At 63.9% G+C, this 15,581-nt stretch carries 12 protein-coding genes; 6 read left to right on the forward strand and 6 right to left on the reverse strand.

Annotated features, from left to right (window positions below):
* Nucleotides 1–48 precede the first annotated feature (48 nt).
* The 4 genes from PH586_RS08615 to PH586_RS08630 form a co-directional block, all read right to left on the reverse strand.
* On the reverse strand, nucleotides 49–492 hold the full coding sequence (locus PH586_RS08615) for a CopD family copper resistance protein (RefSeq protein ID WP_271347348.1): 444 nt from the start codon (nucleotides 490–492) through the stop codon (nucleotides 49–51).
* 53 nt (nucleotides 493–545) lie between these two features.
* Nucleotides 546–1,736, reverse strand: coding sequence for an NnrS family protein (locus PH586_RS08620; protein ID WP_271347349.1), 1,191 nt, complete (start codon nucleotides 1,734–1,736; stop codon nucleotides 546–548).
* Nucleotides 1,737–2,036: 300 nt separating this feature from the next.
* Complete coding sequence (locus tag PH586_RS08625) at nucleotides 2,037–2,387, reverse strand: hypothetical protein (RefSeq protein WP_271347350.1); 351 nt, start codon at nucleotides 2,385–2,387, stop codon at nucleotides 2,037–2,039.
* A gap of 354 nt (nucleotides 2,388–2,741) precedes the next feature.
* Entirely contained in the window at nucleotides 2,742–3,758 is a 1,017-nt protein-coding gene (locus tag PH586_RS08630; protein ID WP_271347351.1) for a zinc-dependent alcohol dehydrogenase family protein, read from the reverse strand.
* Nucleotides 3,759–4,017: 259 nt separating this feature from the next.
* On the opposite strand from PH586_RS08630, the gene PH586_RS08635 reads away from it, so the two are divergent.
* The 5 genes from PH586_RS08635 (at nucleotide 4,018) to PH586_RS08655 (ending at nucleotide 11,992) form a co-directional block, all read left to right on the forward strand.
* Nucleotides 4,018–4,935: a LysR family transcriptional regulator gene (locus PH586_RS08635; RefSeq protein WP_271347352.1), complete on the forward strand. Its 918-nt coding sequence runs from the start codon at nucleotides 4,018–4,020 to the stop codon at nucleotides 4,933–4,935.
* A 239-nt stretch (nucleotides 4,936–5,174) separates the two neighbouring features.
* Nucleotides 5,175–6,416, forward strand: coding sequence for a multidrug efflux RND transporter periplasmic adaptor subunit MexE (gene mexE, locus PH586_RS08640; RefSeq protein ID WP_271347353.1), 1,242 nt, complete (start codon nucleotides 5,175–5,177; stop codon nucleotides 6,414–6,416).
* A gap of 13 nt (nucleotides 6,417–6,429) precedes the next feature.
* Nucleotides 6,430–9,603, forward strand: coding sequence for an efflux RND transporter permease subunit (locus PH586_RS08645; RefSeq protein WP_271347354.1), 3,174 nt, complete (start codon nucleotides 6,430–6,432; stop codon nucleotides 9,601–9,603).
* Complete coding sequence (locus PH586_RS08650) at nucleotides 9,600–10,991, forward strand: efflux transporter outer membrane subunit (protein ID WP_271347355.1); 1,392 nt, start codon at nucleotides 9,600–9,602, stop codon at nucleotides 10,989–10,991. Before PH586_RS08645 ends, PH586_RS08650 begins: the two co-directional genes overlap by 4 nt.
* Nucleotides 10,992–11,482: 491 nt before the next feature.
* The gene (locus PH586_RS08655; protein WP_271347356.1) at nucleotides 11,483–11,992 is read left to right on the forward strand and encodes a disulfide bond formation protein B; all 510 of its coding nucleotides are present in this window, start codon (nucleotides 11,483–11,485) and stop codon (nucleotides 11,990–11,992) included.
* 11 nt (nucleotides 11,993–12,003) lie between these two features.
* Here the strand turns inward: PH586_RS08655 and PH586_RS08660 are convergent, their stop codons facing one another.
* Nucleotides 12,004–12,738: an SDR family oxidoreductase gene (locus PH586_RS08660; protein ID WP_271347357.1), complete on the reverse strand. Its 735-nt coding sequence runs from the start codon at nucleotides 12,736–12,738 to the stop codon at nucleotides 12,004–12,006.
* A 365-nt stretch (nucleotides 12,739–13,103) separates the two neighbouring features.
* Here PH586_RS08660 and PH586_RS08665 point away from each other — a divergent pair, with 365 nt between their 5' ends.
* Entirely contained in the window at nucleotides 13,104–14,114 is a 1,011-nt protein-coding gene (locus PH586_RS08665; RefSeq protein WP_271347358.1) for a TRAP transporter substrate-binding protein, read from the forward strand.
* A 53-nt stretch (nucleotides 14,115–14,167) separates the two neighbouring features.
* Here PH586_RS08665 and PH586_RS08670 read toward each other — a convergent pair whose 3' ends face one another.
* Nucleotides 14,168–15,574, reverse strand: coding sequence for an efflux transporter outer membrane subunit (locus tag PH586_RS08670; protein ID WP_271347533.1), 1,407 nt, complete (start codon nucleotides 15,572–15,574; stop codon nucleotides 14,168–14,170).
* Nucleotides 15,575–15,581: the final 7 nt, after the last annotated feature.

A 15,581-nucleotide genomic window follows, 5' to 3' on the forward strand; every position in this document is an offset into this window, starting at 1 on the left:
CAATCGCCGGCATGCCGGCGATGCCTGGGTGTCCGCCCCCCTGCCAGATCACCAGCTCAGATAGAACATGCCCTTGGCCAACAGCACGATGGCGACCATGTGGGCGAACAGGCTGACGTGGATGATGCGCAGATAACGCGCATTCATGCGCTTGCTCCTGAACAGCCACATGGCGCTGAAAAAATGCCCGAGCACACTGGCCGCGAGCATGATCTTCAGGGTCAGCAGGGTATTGAAGGACGCCTCCAGCGGTGCGGCCAACGCGGGCAGATAACGCAGCCAGAGCATGCCCAGGCCGGCGCCGAACAGCGCCAGCAACACCCAGGGCATCAATTGCCGGGCGCGCCGTCCGACGCCCTGCTCGATCAGGCGCATGGCCTCGGCCGGCACCTGCTTGCGCACGCTTTCCAGAATCAGTACCTCGAAGAACACCGTGCCGATGAACATCAGCGCGGCAAACAGATGGAGGGTCAGCAGGATCGGATAAATCATCGGCTACTCGGCAGGCAGGACAGCAATAAACGAGGCATCACGCAGCGGCGCATTCATCCCGGATGACCATCCACGCGGGCACTGCAGAGCATGGGCCCATAGCGCCAGGCGAACAGGGCAAAGGCCAGGCTCCAGCATCCGGCGGCCAGCCACAGCCCCCAGAACGGCGAGACTTCGATCAGGCCAACGCGAAACAGGCAGGCCAACTGCACCAGGATAAACGCCAGGGTCATCCCGCTCGGCGGCGTCAGCGGCCGGCCGGTATGGCCCAGGCTGACACGGGCGACCATGGCCAGGATCAACCCGCCGATGGAGCCGACGGTCAGGGCATGCAGCGGCTGGCTCGGGTTGCTCAGCAGGCCAAGGTGCCAGAGCGCCATGCCCAGGCAGGCCAGGCCCAACCAGGCATAGGCCAGGTGCAGCGACCAGAGCAGCGGCACCCGCCACATGCCCGGGTCATGCCAGCGCGCCAGGCGCAGCAGATGACCGATCGCCAGTAGTGCGAACAGCAGGCCAACCCAGGCGCTGGCCTGCAGGGCGATACCGACGGCATACAGGATGGCGACCAGGGCCGAGCCCAGCAGCAACAGCAGATCGAGCCAGGGCCAGGGCTTGACGCCCTCCACCCGACCCAGGCCGCGCTGGGTAAAGAACGGAATCACCCGCCCGCCGATCAACCCCAGCATCGCCGCGACCAGCCAGACTCCGGCCAGCACGCCCTGGCGCTGCAGGATATCGCTGGCAGCGGCCAGGCCGAGCATGGCGACGGCATCCGCAGCCGTCAGCAGCAGCAGGACCGCGACAATCGGGTAGTTGCGTTTCTGCCGGGCCTGCCATAGCGCGCGGCCCATGACCGCGGCCACCGCCAGCGGGAATGCCAGTTCCAGCACGGCCAGTACCGGCACCGGCAGGTCGCTGAGCCAGGCCAGTCGCGCCGCCAGCCAGAGCAGCGCCAACAGGGTCAGCGGGCGCCCCTGCAGTCCGGGCTGGCCGGTCCAGGTCTGCACCGCGGACAAGAGAAAGCCGGCAATGATCGCCAGGGCGAAACCGAACAGCAGCTCATGCCGGTGCCAGGCCAACCAGCCGCCGGCCGGCTGCCACTCGCCCAGCCAGCCACTATAGGCTGCCAGCCACAGCGGCACGGCCAACAGGGCGAACAGGCAGCCACCCAGAAAGAACGGCCGAAACCCCAGACGCCACACCGGGGCGATCGCCAATGCCTTGCGGCGGTCAAGCACTTGCATGATGCAACTCCTTTAGCGGGCCGAGCGAAGCCGGCCCAATTTACTCAACCAGCACGCAGGCCACCCAAACGAGCACCAGCAGGCCCAACAGTAGCCCGTGATTGCTCAAGCGCGAGCATGCGCCAGCAACGGCAGCCTGTCGCCCGCGGCGAGCCAGGTGCACCGCAAAATACTCGGCCCCTTGTTCCAGATTGCCAGCCATGACTTCAAACATAATGATCGCTCCTATGCAGCGACAGGCCACTGACCAGCGTCAAGCAACCACTGAAGTTGCCCGACAGATACCGGTCGCCTTGTGCATCAATGGATTGCTTGCAAGCGGCCAGCCTGGCGACTGACCTGATCGCCCGGGTGGAACTGCGCATTGGGCGAGCGCACGGTGGTTTCCTCGCCTTGTGCGGTCTTGACCACATAGGCGCGCTGGCTCAACCCGCTGACCTGCTGAGCACCCTCCCCGGCAAACAAGCCGATGCCCGCGCCGACCAATGCGCCCAGCGGGCCGCCGGCGGCGCCGCCGATCAGCACACCGCTGAGCCCGCCATAAACCGCACCGACGCTGTTGTCGGCGGTTTCCTTGATCACTTCGTCGGCTTGTACTACGGCAGCGCCGAGTAGCGCTGCACTGAGGAAAAACACGTTGAACACTTTCATGACTGACTCCGGCTGAATGATTCGCTTCACCATTACTAATCCAGAAATCGTGCCAACAATTAAAGCTATATAAATCAACGTTCTAATAATCATTAGGTCAATATAACCATTGGTAAAAATGGTTGATATAACCCTACAGAGTCCAAATGACTACATTACCGACTATCGAAAGATGAGAGGAAGCGAAGGCTGACTTTGGCGCGCAAGCACCTACTTGAGCAGGCGCAGGAGAACAGCAAGCGAGCGCCTGCTGGAGAAGCAAGGTAGAGAGAAAGACGAATATCTGTAAACCGCGCTACCCGGTCCCCGGACCTGCGTGTCATGGCAACGCAGTCCGGCGACAGGCTGGCGCGATCAGGGCAGTAGCAGCGCTACTCGACCACGATTGGGGCAGGTTTCCATGTAGCGATGAGCCGCGATGAAGTCGTCGAAGGCAAACACCTTGTCGATGACCGGCGTGAGCGCGTGCTCCGCGGTCAACTGATTGATGTGTTGCAAGGCGCGCTGCACGGCTTCCTGATTGGGCTCGATGCCCATTTCGGGAAGGCCGGTGAAGTCGAGCACGCAGTGGCGGAAGAACTGCAAGTGCTTCTTGAACGCGGCGCACGCCGGAAAGGCCGTGTCGTTGCCCCCATTGACGCCACACATGATCAACTTGCCGCGCGCCGCCGCGACATCACCGAGCAGCTTCATCTGCTGGCCGGCGCACTGATCGAGGATCACCTCGACCCCCTTGCCCTCGGTGTAGCGCTCGATTTCCAGGACCAGGTCCTGCTCGTCGGTGACCACCACCTTGTCGGCGCCCAACTCGCGCAGAAACTCGCGGTTACTCGCTTGGCTGGTCGAGGCGATAACCGTGGCGCCCAGCGCCTTGGCCAGTTGCACGGTCTGCGGAGCCAGGCAATGGCTGGCCTCGGTGATCAGCACATGCTGGCCTGGTTGTAACTTGGCCAGGTCGACCAGGGCGAAATAGGCGAACAGCAGTGCGCTGTAATGCACGCTGGCTTGCAGCGGCGACAACTCCTCCGGGTAACGGGTCAGGGCGTAGCGTGGCATCAGCACCAGATCACCCCAGGTCGGGTAACGATTGGCGGTGCTGGCCGGGAAGCTGGCAACCGGCGTACCGATTTCAAGGTCGTCGACACCCGCGCCCAGGGCCTCGATGGTGCCGGCCAGCTCGCTGCCCATGCCGGCGGGTAACTGGGCTTGTTCGGCGGCCAGATTCTGCCGCCACAGCACGTCGTTCCAATTCAGCCCTACGGCCTGGACGCGCACCAGCACCTCGCCTGGGCCAGGTGTCGGGGTTGGCAACTCTTCATGCTGAAGCACATCAGCGTCGCCGAATTTGTGGAAACGGATCATGTGGGACATCGTTACCTTAACCTCTGATCACGAATTGACACTTCAATGACTGTGGACTCTATCCGCTGATGTCCGGCAACACCACCCGCTGGCAGTGATAGTTGTCATGTCTGGCAGTGATTGCCGGCTTTCCTTAACGGCATTACAGCTCGTACTATTGCCCGGCACAGGCGCACATTGGCAACGTATTACTGGCAACACATTACTGGAATGTGCAGCATGCCCCGCCTGAGCGCATCAAGGCCGCTTCACTTCGAATGGTAACCGGATGAACCGTAACGACCTACGCCGCCTCGATCTCAACCTGCTGATCGTGTTCGAGACGCTGATGCACGAGCGCAGCGTGACCCGCGCGGCGGAGAAACTGTTTCTCGGCCAGCCGGCGATCAGCGCCGCCCTCGCCCGCCTGCGCAGTCTGTTCGACGACCCGCTGTTCGTGCGCACCGGTCGCAGCATGGAGCCAAGCGCCCGCGCCGTGGAAATCTTCGCCCTGCTCTCTCCGGCGCTGGATTCGATCTCCACGGCGGTCAGTCGCGCCGCCGACTTCGATCCGGCAACCAGTACCGCGGTGTTTCGCGTCGGCCTCTCGGATGACGTCGAGTTCGCCCTGCTGCCCGCCCTGCTCCGGCGCCTGCGCGCCGAGGCGCCGGGGGTGGTGCTGGTGGTGCGCCGGGCCAACTACCTGTTGATGCCCAACCTGCTGGCATCCGGCGAGATTTCGGTGGGCGTCAGCTACACCGAGGAGCTGCCGGCCAACGCCAAGCGCAAGACCCTGCGTCGCAGCAAGCCCAAGCTGCTGCGCGCCGATTCGGTGCCGGGCGCGCTGAGCCTCGACGACTATTGCGCCAGACCGCATGCCCTGGTGTCCTTTGCCGGCGACCTCAACGGCTTTATCGACGAGCAGCTGCTGAAGATGGGCCGCAGCCGCAAAGTGGTGCTGGCGGTACCGCAGTTCAACGGCCTGGGCACGCTGCTGGCCGGCACCGACCTGCTCTCGGTGGTGCCGGACTATACCGCCGCCGCCTTGACCGCCGCCGGCGGCCTGCGCGCCGAGGACTTGCCCCTCGAGACCCAAAGCTTCGAAATGTCCATGGCCTGGCGCGGTGCCCAGGACAATGACCCCGCCGAGCGCTGGCTGCGCTCGCGGATCCAGATGTTCTGCGGCGACCCGGACAGCCTGAGCTAAACGGCTGCGACTTGGTGGCGAATCCCTAGGAGGGGTTTCAGCCGCGCAGCGCCGCGGTGAGCGAAGCATGCTTCGCGGCTAGCGGGCGCAGGTCTGGCCGCACCAATATGGCCTCATGTTGATACAAGCCGTGCAATCATCATTCCCGCTGATATCCATCTTCGCGGCATTCGATTCGTCCGCCACCACCCCACCCCGCACACTCCGCCCATCCATAACACCCTCTGGCGGAATCATCCATGGAACAGCCCTACAACCCTAGCTGGCAGTTGCCTTTAGCCCTTGCCACCCTATTGGCGCTCAGCGCCTGCGGCAAAAGCCCGGAAGCCACCACGCAGATGCCGGCCGCCCAGGTCAGCGTCGCCGAAGTGATCGAACAGCCGATCAACGAGTGGGATGAATTCACCGGCCGCCTGGAAGCCCCGGAATCGGTGGATATCCGCCCGCGGGTGTCCGGGCTCATCGACCGGGTGGCCTTCGACGAAGGCAGCCTGGTGAAGCAAGGCGAGCTGCTGTTCCAGATCGATCCGCGGCCGTTCGAGGCCGAGGTCAAGCGCCTCCAAGCCCAGCTGCAACAAGCGCGTGCCAGCCAGGCGCGCACCCAGAGCGAAGCGCGTCGTGGCGAGCGGTTGCGCAAGAGCAATGCGATTTCCGCCGAACTGGCCGACGCCCGCGCCAGCGCCGCCCAGGAAGCCAAGGCCATTGTCGCCGGCATTCAGGCGGAACTGGACAACGCCCGCCTCAACCTGAGCTTCACCCGCGTCACCGCCCCCATCGACGGCCGGGTCAGCCGCGCCGAAGTCACCGCCGGCAACCTGGTGACCGCCGGGCAAACCCAGCTCACCTCGCTGGTCAGCACCGACAGGGTGTATGCCTATTTCGATGCCGATGAGCGGGTGTTCCTCAAGTACGTCGAACTGGCCCGAAAAGCCGGCAGCCAGACCCGCGATGCCAGTCCGGTCTATCTCGGGCTGTCCAATGAAGAGGGTCATCCACACTTGGGGCAGTTGGACTTCATCGACAACCAGGTCAACCCCAAGACCGGCACCATCCGCGGCCGGGCGGTATTCGACAACAGCGCTGGGGCCTTCACGCCGGGCCTCTATGCCCGGCTGAAACTGGTTGGCAGCAGCATCTATGCCGCCACCCTGATCAAGGACGAAGCCGTCGGCACCGACCTCGGCAAGAAGTTCGTCCTGGTGCTCGGCGCCGACCACAGCGTGAACTACCGCGCCATCGAACTGGGGCCGAAGCTGGACGGTTTGCGTATTGTCCGCAGCGGTCTGGCCAAGGGCGAGCAGATCGTGGTCAACGGCTTGCAGCGCGCCATGCCGGGCTCGATTGTCGACCCGCAGAACGTGCCCATGGCCGATGCACAAACCCTGGCCAGCCTTGCGCGCCAGCGTCAGGTCGTCGAACGCCGCACTACCCCGAGTGTGGCGGTGAAGAACCTGTCCTCTCCTTCAGCGCCGCGCAGCTAACAGGGTTACGACGATGAATTTCTCTCAATTCTTTATTCAGCGACCGATCTTCGCCGCGGTGCTATCGCTGCTGATCCTGATCGGCGGGGCCATCTCGCTGTTCCAACTGCCGATCAGCGAATACCCGGAAGTGGTACCGCCCACCGTAGTGGTACGCGCCGCCTTCCCCGGCGCCAACCCCAAGGTGATCGGCGAAACCGTGGCCTCGCCGCTGGAACAGGCGATCACCGGCGTCGAAGGCATGCTCTACATGTCATCCCAGGGCACTGCCGACGGCAAGATGTCACTGACCCTGACCTTCGCCCTGGGCACCGATCTGGACAAGGCCCAGGTCCAGGTGCAGAACCGCGTGACGCGGACCATGCCGACCCTGCCCAGCGAAGTGCAGCGCCTCGGTGTGACCGTCGACAAGGCTTCGCCCGACCTGACCATGGTCGTGCACCTGACCTCGCCGGATGACCGCTACGACATGCTCTACCTGTCCAACTACGCCGCGCTCAACGTCAAGGACGAGCTGGCGCGGCTGGACGGTGTTGGTGATGTGCAGCTGTTCGGTCTGGGCGACTACTCGCTGCGCGTGTGGCTCGACCCCAACAAGGTGGCTTCGCGCAATCTCACCGCCACTGACGTGGTCAACGCCATTCGCGAACAGAACCGTCAGGTCGCCGCCGGCTCCCTCGGCGCGCCGCCAAGCGACGCGGGTAACAGCTTCCAGTTGTCGATCAACACCCAGGGTCGGCTGGTCAGCGAGGAAGAGTTCGAGGACATCATCATCCGCGCCGGGGATGACGGCGAGATCACCCGCCTGCGCGACATCGCCCGCATCGAGTTGGGCTCCAGCCAATACGCCCTGCGCTCGTTGCTGAACAACAAACCGGCCGTGGCCATCCCGGTGTTCCAGCGTCCCGGCTCTAACGCCATCGCCATCTCCGATGCGGTGCGCGTACGCATGGCCGAGTTGAAGCAGAGCTTCCCCCAGGGCGTGGACTACGAAATCGTCTATGACCCGACCATCTTCGTCCGCGGTTCCATCGAAGCCGTGGTGCATACCCTGCTCGAAGCCATCGTGCTGGTGGTGCTGGTGGTCATCCTGTTCCTGCAGACCTGGCGCGCCTCGATCATCCCGCTGGTCGCCGTGCCCGTGTCGCTGATCGGCACCTTCGCCGTCATGCACCTGCTCGGCTTCTCGCTCAACGCCCTGTCGCTGTTCGGCCTGGTGCTGGCGATCGGCATCGTGGTGGACGACGCCATCGTCGTGGTGGAGAACGTCGAACGCAATATCGGCCTGGGTAAAACGCCGATCGAAGCCACCAAGCAGGCGATGAAGGAAGTCACCGGGCCGATCGTCGCGACCGCCCTGGTGTTGTGTGCGGTGTTCGTGCCGACCGCCTTCATCTCCGGTCTTAGCGGGCAGTTCTACCAGCAGTTCGCGCTGACCATCGCCATTTCCACCGTAATCAGCGCCTTCAACTCGCTGACCCTGTCGCCTGCCCTGGCCGCCGTGCTGCTGCGCAGCCACGATGCACCCAAGGACGCTTTCTCCCGCTTGCTGGAAAAGCTCTTCGGTGGCTGGTTGTTCGCACCCTTCAACCGCCTGTTCGACCGCGCCAGCCATGGCTATGTCGGCACGGTCAAGCGTGTGCTGCGCGGCAGCTCGGTGGCTCTGCTGGTCTACGCCGGGTTGATGGGCCTGACCTACCTGGGCTTTGCCAACACCCCGACCGGGTTCGTACCGCCACAGGACAAACAGTACCTGGTGGCCTTCGCCCAGCTGCCGGATGCCGCCACCCTCGACCGCACCGAGACGGTGATCAAGCGCATGTCGGAAATCGCCAGCAAGCACCCCGGCGTGGAAAACACCGTGGCCTTCCCAGGGCTGTCGATCAATGGTTTCACCAACAGCCCGAACAGCGGCATCGTCTTCACCCCGCTCAAGCCCTTTGACCAGCGCACTGACCCGTCGATGAGCGCCGGTGCTATCGCCGCCGAACTGAACGCCCAGTTCAGCGACATTCAAGACGCCTATATCGCCATCTTCCCGCCACCACCGGTGCAGGGCCTGGGTACCATCGGCGGCTTCCGGGTACAGGTGGAGGACCGTGCCAACCTGGGCTACGACGAGCTGTACCAGCAAGTGCAGAACGTCATCGGCAAGAGCCGCAACGTGCCTGAACTGGCCGGACTGTTCACCAGCTACACGGTCAACGTGCCGCAGATCGACGCCGACATCGACCGCGACAAGGCCAAGACCCACGGCGTAGCCATCAGTGACATCTTCGACACCCTGCAGGTCTACCTGGGTTCGCTGTACGCCAATGACTTCAACCGCTTTGGCCGCACCTACCAGGTCAACGTCCAGGCCGAGCAGCAGTTCCGCCTGGAGCCGGAGCAGATCGGCCAGCTCAAGGTGCGCAACAACCGTGGACAAATGGTCCCGCTGGCGGCCTTCCTCAAGGTCAGCCCGAGCGCCGGCCCGGATCGGGTGATGCACTACAACGGCTACCTCACCGCCGAGATCAACGGCGCCGCAGCTCCCGGTTACAGTTCCGGCCAGGCTGAAGCCGCCATGGAGAAGCTGCTCAAGGCAGAACTGCCCAACGGCATGAGCTACGAGTGGACGGAGCTGACCTACCAGCAGATCCTTGCCGGCAACAGCGCGCTGTTCGTCTTTCCGCTCTGCGTGCTGCTGGCCTTCCTGGTGCTGGCCGCGCAATACGAGAGCTGGAGCCTGCCGCTGGCGGTGATCCTGATCGTACCGATGACCCTGCTGTCGGCGATCACCGGGGTGATCCTCACCGGTGGCGACAACAACATCTTCACCCAGATCGGCTTGATCGTATTGGTGGGCCTGGCCTGCAAGAACGCCATTCTGATCGTCGAGTTCGCCAAGGAGAAACAGGAAGAAGGGCTCGACCGCGTCAGCGCTGTGCTGCAAGCCTGTCGCCTGCGTCTGCGGCCGATCCTGATGACCAGCTTCGCCTTCATCATGGGCGTGGTGCCGCTGGTGCTGTCCTCCGGAGCCGGTGCCGAGATGCGTCACGCCATGGGCGTGGCGGTGTTCAGCGGTATGCTCGGGGTGACCTTCTTCGGCCTGCTGCTGACCCCACTGTTCTATGTGCTGATCCGCGCCTTCGTGGAGCAGCGCGAGGCGAACAAAGCCGCGCGTTTGCTGGAGGTGCAGGCATGAGAAATACCCTGACAATCAGCCTGCTCGCCCTGGCGCTGAGCGCTTGCGCCGTCGGTCCCGACTATAAAAGCCCGCAAACTGCGCCGGCCGAACTGACCAGCGCCGCAACCGGCCACTATGACCGCACGCGGTTCGAAGCAGTCTGGTGGCAGCAGTTCGATGATCCGACGCTGGACCAATTGGTGCAGCAGTCGCTCGTGGAAAACCGTCAGCTGCGCGGGGCCTTTGCCCGCCTGCGCGCCGCGCGGGCGATCCGCGACGACGTGGCCAACGACCAGTTACCGACCATCAGCAGCCGCGCCAGTGGCGAGTTCGGCAAGGCCCAGCAGCCCGGCATCAGCAGCCAGCGGGTCAAAACCGAGCGTTATGACCTGGGCCTGGACATGGCCTGGGAGCTGGACCTGTTCGGCCGTATCCAGCGCCAACTGGAAGCCAGCGGGGCGCAGATCGAAGTGGCCGAAGCCGACTACTACCAGTTACAGGTCAGCCTGATCGCCGAACTGGTGGATGCCTACGGCAACCTGCGCGGGGCGCAACTGCGTGAACGCATCGCCCGGGAAAATCTGGCCAACCAGCAGGAGTCGCGCGGCATCACCGAGCAACTGCGTGATGCCGGGGTCGGCAGCCAGCTGGATGTATTGCGCAGCGACGCGCGCCTGGCCGCCACCGAAGCCAGCCTGCCACAGCTGCAAGCCGAACAGCTGCGCGCGCGCAATCGCATCGCCACCCTGCTCGGTCAGCGTCCGGAGCAATTGAGTGTGGACCTGTCCGCGCAGCCATTGCCGGCGATAGCCAAGGCGCTACCGATCGGCGACCCGGCCGAACTGCTGCGCCGCCGCCCCGATGTGCGCGCCGCCGAACGCCAGCTGGCGGCGGCGACGGCAAGCATCGGCGTGGCCACCGCCGATCTGTTCCCTCGGGTCAGTCTGAGTGGTTTCCTCGGTTTTACCGCTGGGCGCGGTTCGCTGCTGGGTTCATCGGCGGCACGCGCTTGGGGCGTGGCGCCAACCATCACCTGGGCGGCCTTCGACCTGGGTAGCGTGCGCGCCCGTTTGCGCGGCGCCGAAGCCGCCGCCGACGGCGCCCTGGCCAACTACGAGCAGCGGGTATTGCTGGCCCTGGAGGAATCGGAAAACGCCTTCGGCGATTACGCCAAACAGCAGCAACGCCTGCTCGCCCTGGTGCGTCAATCGCAGGCCAGCCGCGCTGCCGCCGCACAAGCCGGGGTGCGTTATCGCGAAGGCGAAGTGGACTTTCTCGTGCTGCTCGACGCCGAACGCGAACGCCTGGCCGCCGAAGATGCCCAGGCGCTGGCCGAAGTCGAGCTATACCGCGGCATAGTCGCCATCTACAAGGCCCTTGGCGGCGGCTGGCAGCCTAGCGTCTGAGCTCGAATCGCTCACCCCAGGTTGGCCAAGCCAACCTCCCTTTGCGCCCCACGGCAGTTGCTCCTTGCCGTGGGGTTTTTTTGGGTTCTCGACAAGTTTGCTGTTAGCCAACCTGAGCTGACAGCTGTGCAGGAGAGATCACGAGCAAGAGTTCGCTCGGCGTAATCGACACCGCGCGGTCGCGCCGCGTGCTGCGCAGGAGCCAGGGGGACGCCCAGTGCTTGCTAGCGCTGTGCAGATCAACAGGATCTGCCGGGTGCCGGAGCACCGCAATCCGTTAGCTACAGGGCTTTGCTGCCTGCAACAGATAACCGGGACCTAGCCTTTAAAATCAGCCAGGCTGTCCAGCATCATTTGCTCCACCTGCTCGATTGCACGCTATGGTTTCAGCCGGCACCATAGCGCCCACGTTCGAGCAACGTTATCGCTCGCGATAGAACCACCACGTGGCAACCGCTTCAGGCCACTTCCAGCTTCCCACGGAATTTCACATGACCCGCCAGAAATCCATAATTCCTCTGCTCTCGATCATTACCGTTGCCTGTTTCGCCATGCTTGGCGGTGCGTTGCTCTTGCAGCACCTGTTCGGCTGGGAACCCTGCACCCTGTGCGTGCAGATTCGTTTGTGGCTGCTGCTGGGGGGCACGCTCAGCCTGCTGATCATTGCCGCCGAGGCTGTCGGGCAACGCTGGTTGACCCTGATATTTTGGCCCTTGTTGCTGGCCGCGGGCTTTATGGCGGTGTACGACAATAGCCATCTGGTGCTGATCGAAACCGGCATCATGGAAAGTTTCAGCTGTTCTCCCTTCCCCTTCTATGCCTTCTACCTGCCCCTGCATGAGTACCTTCCCGCGGTATTCATGAGCGCCGGCGTTTGCGGGCAAAACGACTACGCGATCCTCGGCGTGTCCTTCACCAACTGGACGCTGCTGAGCGTCACCCTGCTGTTCGCATTCATGCTGTTTGTGGCGTGGCGCGCGATCGGCAAAGCCAGGGCATAGCCGCTGCTCGGCTAGACGATGCCGCCATTGACCCGCAGCGTCTGGCCGTTGACCCAGCCGCCCTGCTCGCTGACCAGAAAGGCCACGACAGCGGCGATGTCCTCGGGAGTGCCCAGGCGCTCCAGCGGCGGTTGCTTGGCCAGGCGCTCGACCTGCTCGGCGGATTTGCCCTTGAGAAACAACTCGGTCGCCGTGGGTCCGGGGGCTATGGCGTTGACGCAGATTCCCCGCCCGCGCAGCTCCTTGGCGAAGATTGCGGTGAAGCTTTCCACCGCAGCCTTGGACGCGGCGTATACCGAGTACCCCGGCAGCGCCAAGCCAACCACGCTGGTGGAGAAATTGACAATGCGTCCGCCATCGCGCAGGTGCCTGGCCGCCAACCGCAGGGTATTGAAGGTACCCTTGGTGTTAATCGCGAAGATTCGCTGGTACAGCGCATCGTCGCTGTCGGCCAAACTGACCATGCCGGGCTGAATCACGCCGGCGTTGTTGATCAGGATATCGATACCCCCGAACTTCATCTGCGCCTGGTCGAACAAGGCTTCGACCGCCACCGAATCGCTGATGTCGGCCAGTACGGCATAGGCCTGACCGCCCGCTTTGACGATTTCGTCGACCACACGCTCGGCATCCGCGGGCTGAGCGGTGTAATTGACCACCACACTGATGCCATCGGCGGCCAGACGTTTGGCGATGGCAGCGCCAATACCCCTTGAGGCGCCGGTGACTATGGCTACTTTTGACATGCTGACTCCTGCGATAAAGGCAGCTCGCGCTGCACAGGCTGTAACTACTGGTATAGCCGCGATCGGCGCAGGACGTTCAATCAATGGGCAGCGGGAGGCGCTGAGGCCATGCATGCCCACGGCGAAACCGGCGAATAACTGCTCACCTGCATGCCGAAAAGGCGGAAAACCGCCAACCCATGCGAACTGGTTCACATGCTTGCGCCGGCGATGCCAGGGGTGCACGGCACCCGCACTCTTGGCGCAGGCATTGCAAAAGATTGTGAGCGCCTGGCGGATCTGACTCCGCCGCTCTAGCCACGGATGCCCCCACAGCCTCTTGCCTGCAGGGTGCAGACCGATCAATAACAAGAAAGGACTGCCAGATGTTCAAGTCGATCTTCGCCATGGCCGCCTGCGCCCTGGTGCTAACTTCTGCCGGCGCTTATGCCGCACAAACACAAAGCCCACCAATCCTGATCAAGTTCGCCCATGTGGTCGCCGACAATACGCCCAAGGGCCAGGGCGCCCTGCTGTTCAAACGACTGGTCGAAGAGCGCCTGGGTGGCAAGGTAAAGGTCGAGGTCTACGCCAATTCCTCGCTGTATGGCGACGCCAACGAGCTGCAGGCTCTGCGCAACAACGACGTGCAGTTGCTGGCGCCCTCACTGGCCAAATTCGAGAAGTACACCAAGCAACTGCAGGTGTTCGACCTGCCCTTTCTGTTCGACGACCTGAACGCGGTCAACCGCTTCCAGAAGCGCGCCAAGGGTCGTCAATTACTGCGCGTCATGGAGGATCAGGACATCGTCGGCCTGGCCTATTGGCACAATGGCATGAAGCAGCTATCGGCGAATAAGGCGCTGCTGATGCCAGGCGATGCAGCAGGCTTGCGCTTCCGTATTCAGCCCTCCAGCGTGCTTGAGGCACAGTTCAAGCAGTTGCACGCCACAGCGCAGGTTCTGCCCTTCGCCGAGGTTTTCGACGCGTTGAAGAACACCAAGGTACAGGGCGCGGAAAATCCCTGGTCGAACATCTACAGCAAGCAATTGCACACCGTTCAACCGTTTATCACTGAAACCAATCACGGCGTGCTCGACTACATGCTGGTAAGCAACTCACGCTTCTGGTATGCCATTCCCCATCGGATCCGCAGCGAACTGGAAGGCATCATCGACGAGGTGACCTATGAGGTTAATCGCCAGGCCGAAGCCGCCAACCAGGCCGACCGTCTGCGGATCGCGGCCTCGGGAAAAAGCCGCCTGATCACCCTCGATGAACAACAACGCGCTGCCTGGCGCCAGGCCATGCAGCCAGTGTGGCAGCAGTTCGAGCAGGAAATAGGTGCGGATGTGATCAAGGCGGCGCAAACCGTCAATCGCAAGCAACGCGACTGACGGCGCAGTGAGCGCAGCCAGGTTATCGGATGCTGAAGCCGCCACTCACGGGGTCAGCGCTCCGCCTGCCAACCGCCACCCAAGGCGGCGATCAGCTGCACGCTGGCGGTCAGCCGGCTGCCGAGCAGGGTCAGGTTGCTGCGTTCGCTGTTCAACGCAGTCGCTTGCACGTTGACCACGCTGTTGAAATCGACGGTGCCCGCCTTGTACTGGTTTTCGATCAGGCGCAGCGACTCGCGCGCAGCGTCCAGCGCCTGTTGCTGGAACACGGCCTCGCGCTCCAGCACCCGCAGCTGTACCAGGTAGTCTTCGACTTCGCGGAAGCTGCCCAGCACGGCCTGGCGGTATTGCGCGACGGTCTGGTCGTACACCGCTTCGCTACGCGCCAGCTCGGCGCGGCGCGCGCCGCCGTCAAACAGACTCAACGCCAGTTGCGGACCGAGCGACCAGACACGGTTGGGCAGGCTGACCCAGTCGGCAAAGCTGCTGCCACGGTAGCCGCCGCTGGCCGAGAGCGTCAGATCCGGGTACCAGGCCGCTTCGGCCACGCCGATCTCGGCATTGGCGGCAATCACCCGGCGCTCGGCGGCAGCGACATCCGGGCGGCGTTCCAGCAGTTGCGACGGCAGCGCCACGGGAATCGTGGGCAGGGCCGGCAATTGCTCGCGGGGGGCGATGCTCAGCTCGCTCGGTGGCACGCCGATCAGCACGGCGATGGCGTGTTCCAGCTGGGCACGCTGCCACTGCAAGTCGATGGCCTGGGCTTCGGTGCTGCGCAGCTGGCTCAGCGCCTGGCTGACGTCGGATTTGGGCACTATGCCGGCGCGGTACTGGTTTTCCGTGAGGCGTAGCGACCGCGCATAGGCGGCCACGGTGGCATCGAGCAGACGCTGCTGATCATCCAGCACGCGCAGTTGCAGGTAGCTTTGCACCAGCTCGGCCTGCAGGCTGAGCTTGAGCGCGGCCAGATCGGCGGCGCTGGCAGCGAAACCGGCGCGGCTCGACTCCAGCGCGCGGCGCAGCTTGCCCCAGATATCCAGTTCCCAGGCGGCGTTGAGGCTCAGGTCGAAGCTGTTGGCGACGCCGGCGGCGCTATCGTTCGAGCTGCTGCCGGCGCCCTGCCCGGCCCGGGTGACGCCGGCGCTGCTCGACAGGCTTGGGTAGAAGGTCGCGCGCGCACCACGCACCAGCGCGCGGGCCTGGCGGTACTGGGCCTCGCTGGCGGCGAGGCTCTGGTTGTCCAGGTTGAGGCGAGCGACCAGTGCACTGAGCTCGGCATCGCCATACAGCTGCCACCAGGCACCGCGCGCCAGCGCATCGCCGGGCGCGGCCTGGGTCCAGCCCTGAATCTGCTTGAACTGCACCGGGGTGGCCAGTGGCGGGCGTTGGTAATCCGGGCCGAGCATGCAGCCACTTAACAGCAAACTGAGCGTCAGCAGCCCCATGCAGGAGCGAGCCATGCTCGCG

Origin of the sequence: Pseudomonas aestuarii, assembly GCF_027988105.1 — a bacterium.
GTDB classification, from domain to species: domain Bacteria; phylum Pseudomonadota; class Gammaproteobacteria; order Pseudomonadales; family Pseudomonadaceae; genus Aquipseudomonas; species Aquipseudomonas aestuarii.

Coding starts and splice junctions, on each gene's coding strand:
- mexE (WP_271347353.1), top strand. CDS start 5,175: ATGGAACAGCCCTACAACCCTAGCTGGCAGTTGCCTTTAGCCCTTGCC.
- PH586_RS08620 (WP_271347349.1), bottom strand. CDS start 1,736: ATGCAAGTGCTTGACCGCCGCAAGGCATTGGCGATCGCCCCGGTGTGG.
- PH586_RS08615 (WP_271347348.1), bottom strand. CDS start 492: ATGATTTATCCGATCCTGCTGACCCTCCATCTGTTTGCCGCGCTGATG.
- PH586_RS08635 (WP_271347352.1), top strand. CDS start 4,018: ATGAACCGTAACGACCTACGCCGCCTCGATCTCAACCTGCTGATCGTG.
- PH586_RS08625 (WP_271347350.1), bottom strand. CDS start 2,387: ATGAAAGTGTTCAACGTGTTTTTCCTCAGTGCAGCGCTACTCGGCGCT.
- PH586_RS08630 (WP_271347351.1), bottom strand. CDS start 3,758: ATGTCCCACATGATCCGTTTCCACAAATTCGGCGACGCTGATGTGCTT.
- PH586_RS08655 (WP_271347356.1), top strand. CDS start 11,483: ATGACCCGCCAGAAATCCATAATTCCTCTGCTCTCGATCATTACCGTT.
- PH586_RS08660 (WP_271347357.1), bottom strand. CDS start 12,738: ATGTCAAAAGTAGCCATAGTCACCGGCGCCTCAAGGGGTATTGGCGCT.
- PH586_RS08650 (WP_271347355.1), top strand. CDS start 9,600: ATGAGAAATACCCTGACAATCAGCCTGCTCGCCCTGGCGCTGAGCGCT.
- PH586_RS08670 (WP_271347533.1), bottom strand. CDS start 15,574: ATGGCTCGCTCCTGCATGGGGCTGCTGACGCTCAGTTTGCTGTTAAGT.
- PH586_RS08665 (WP_271347358.1), top strand. CDS start 13,104: ATGTTCAAGTCGATCTTCGCCATGGCCGCCTGCGCCCTGGTGCTAACT.
- PH586_RS08645 (WP_271347354.1), top strand. CDS start 6,430: ATGAATTTCTCTCAATTCTTTATTCAGCGACCGATCTTCGCCGCGGTG.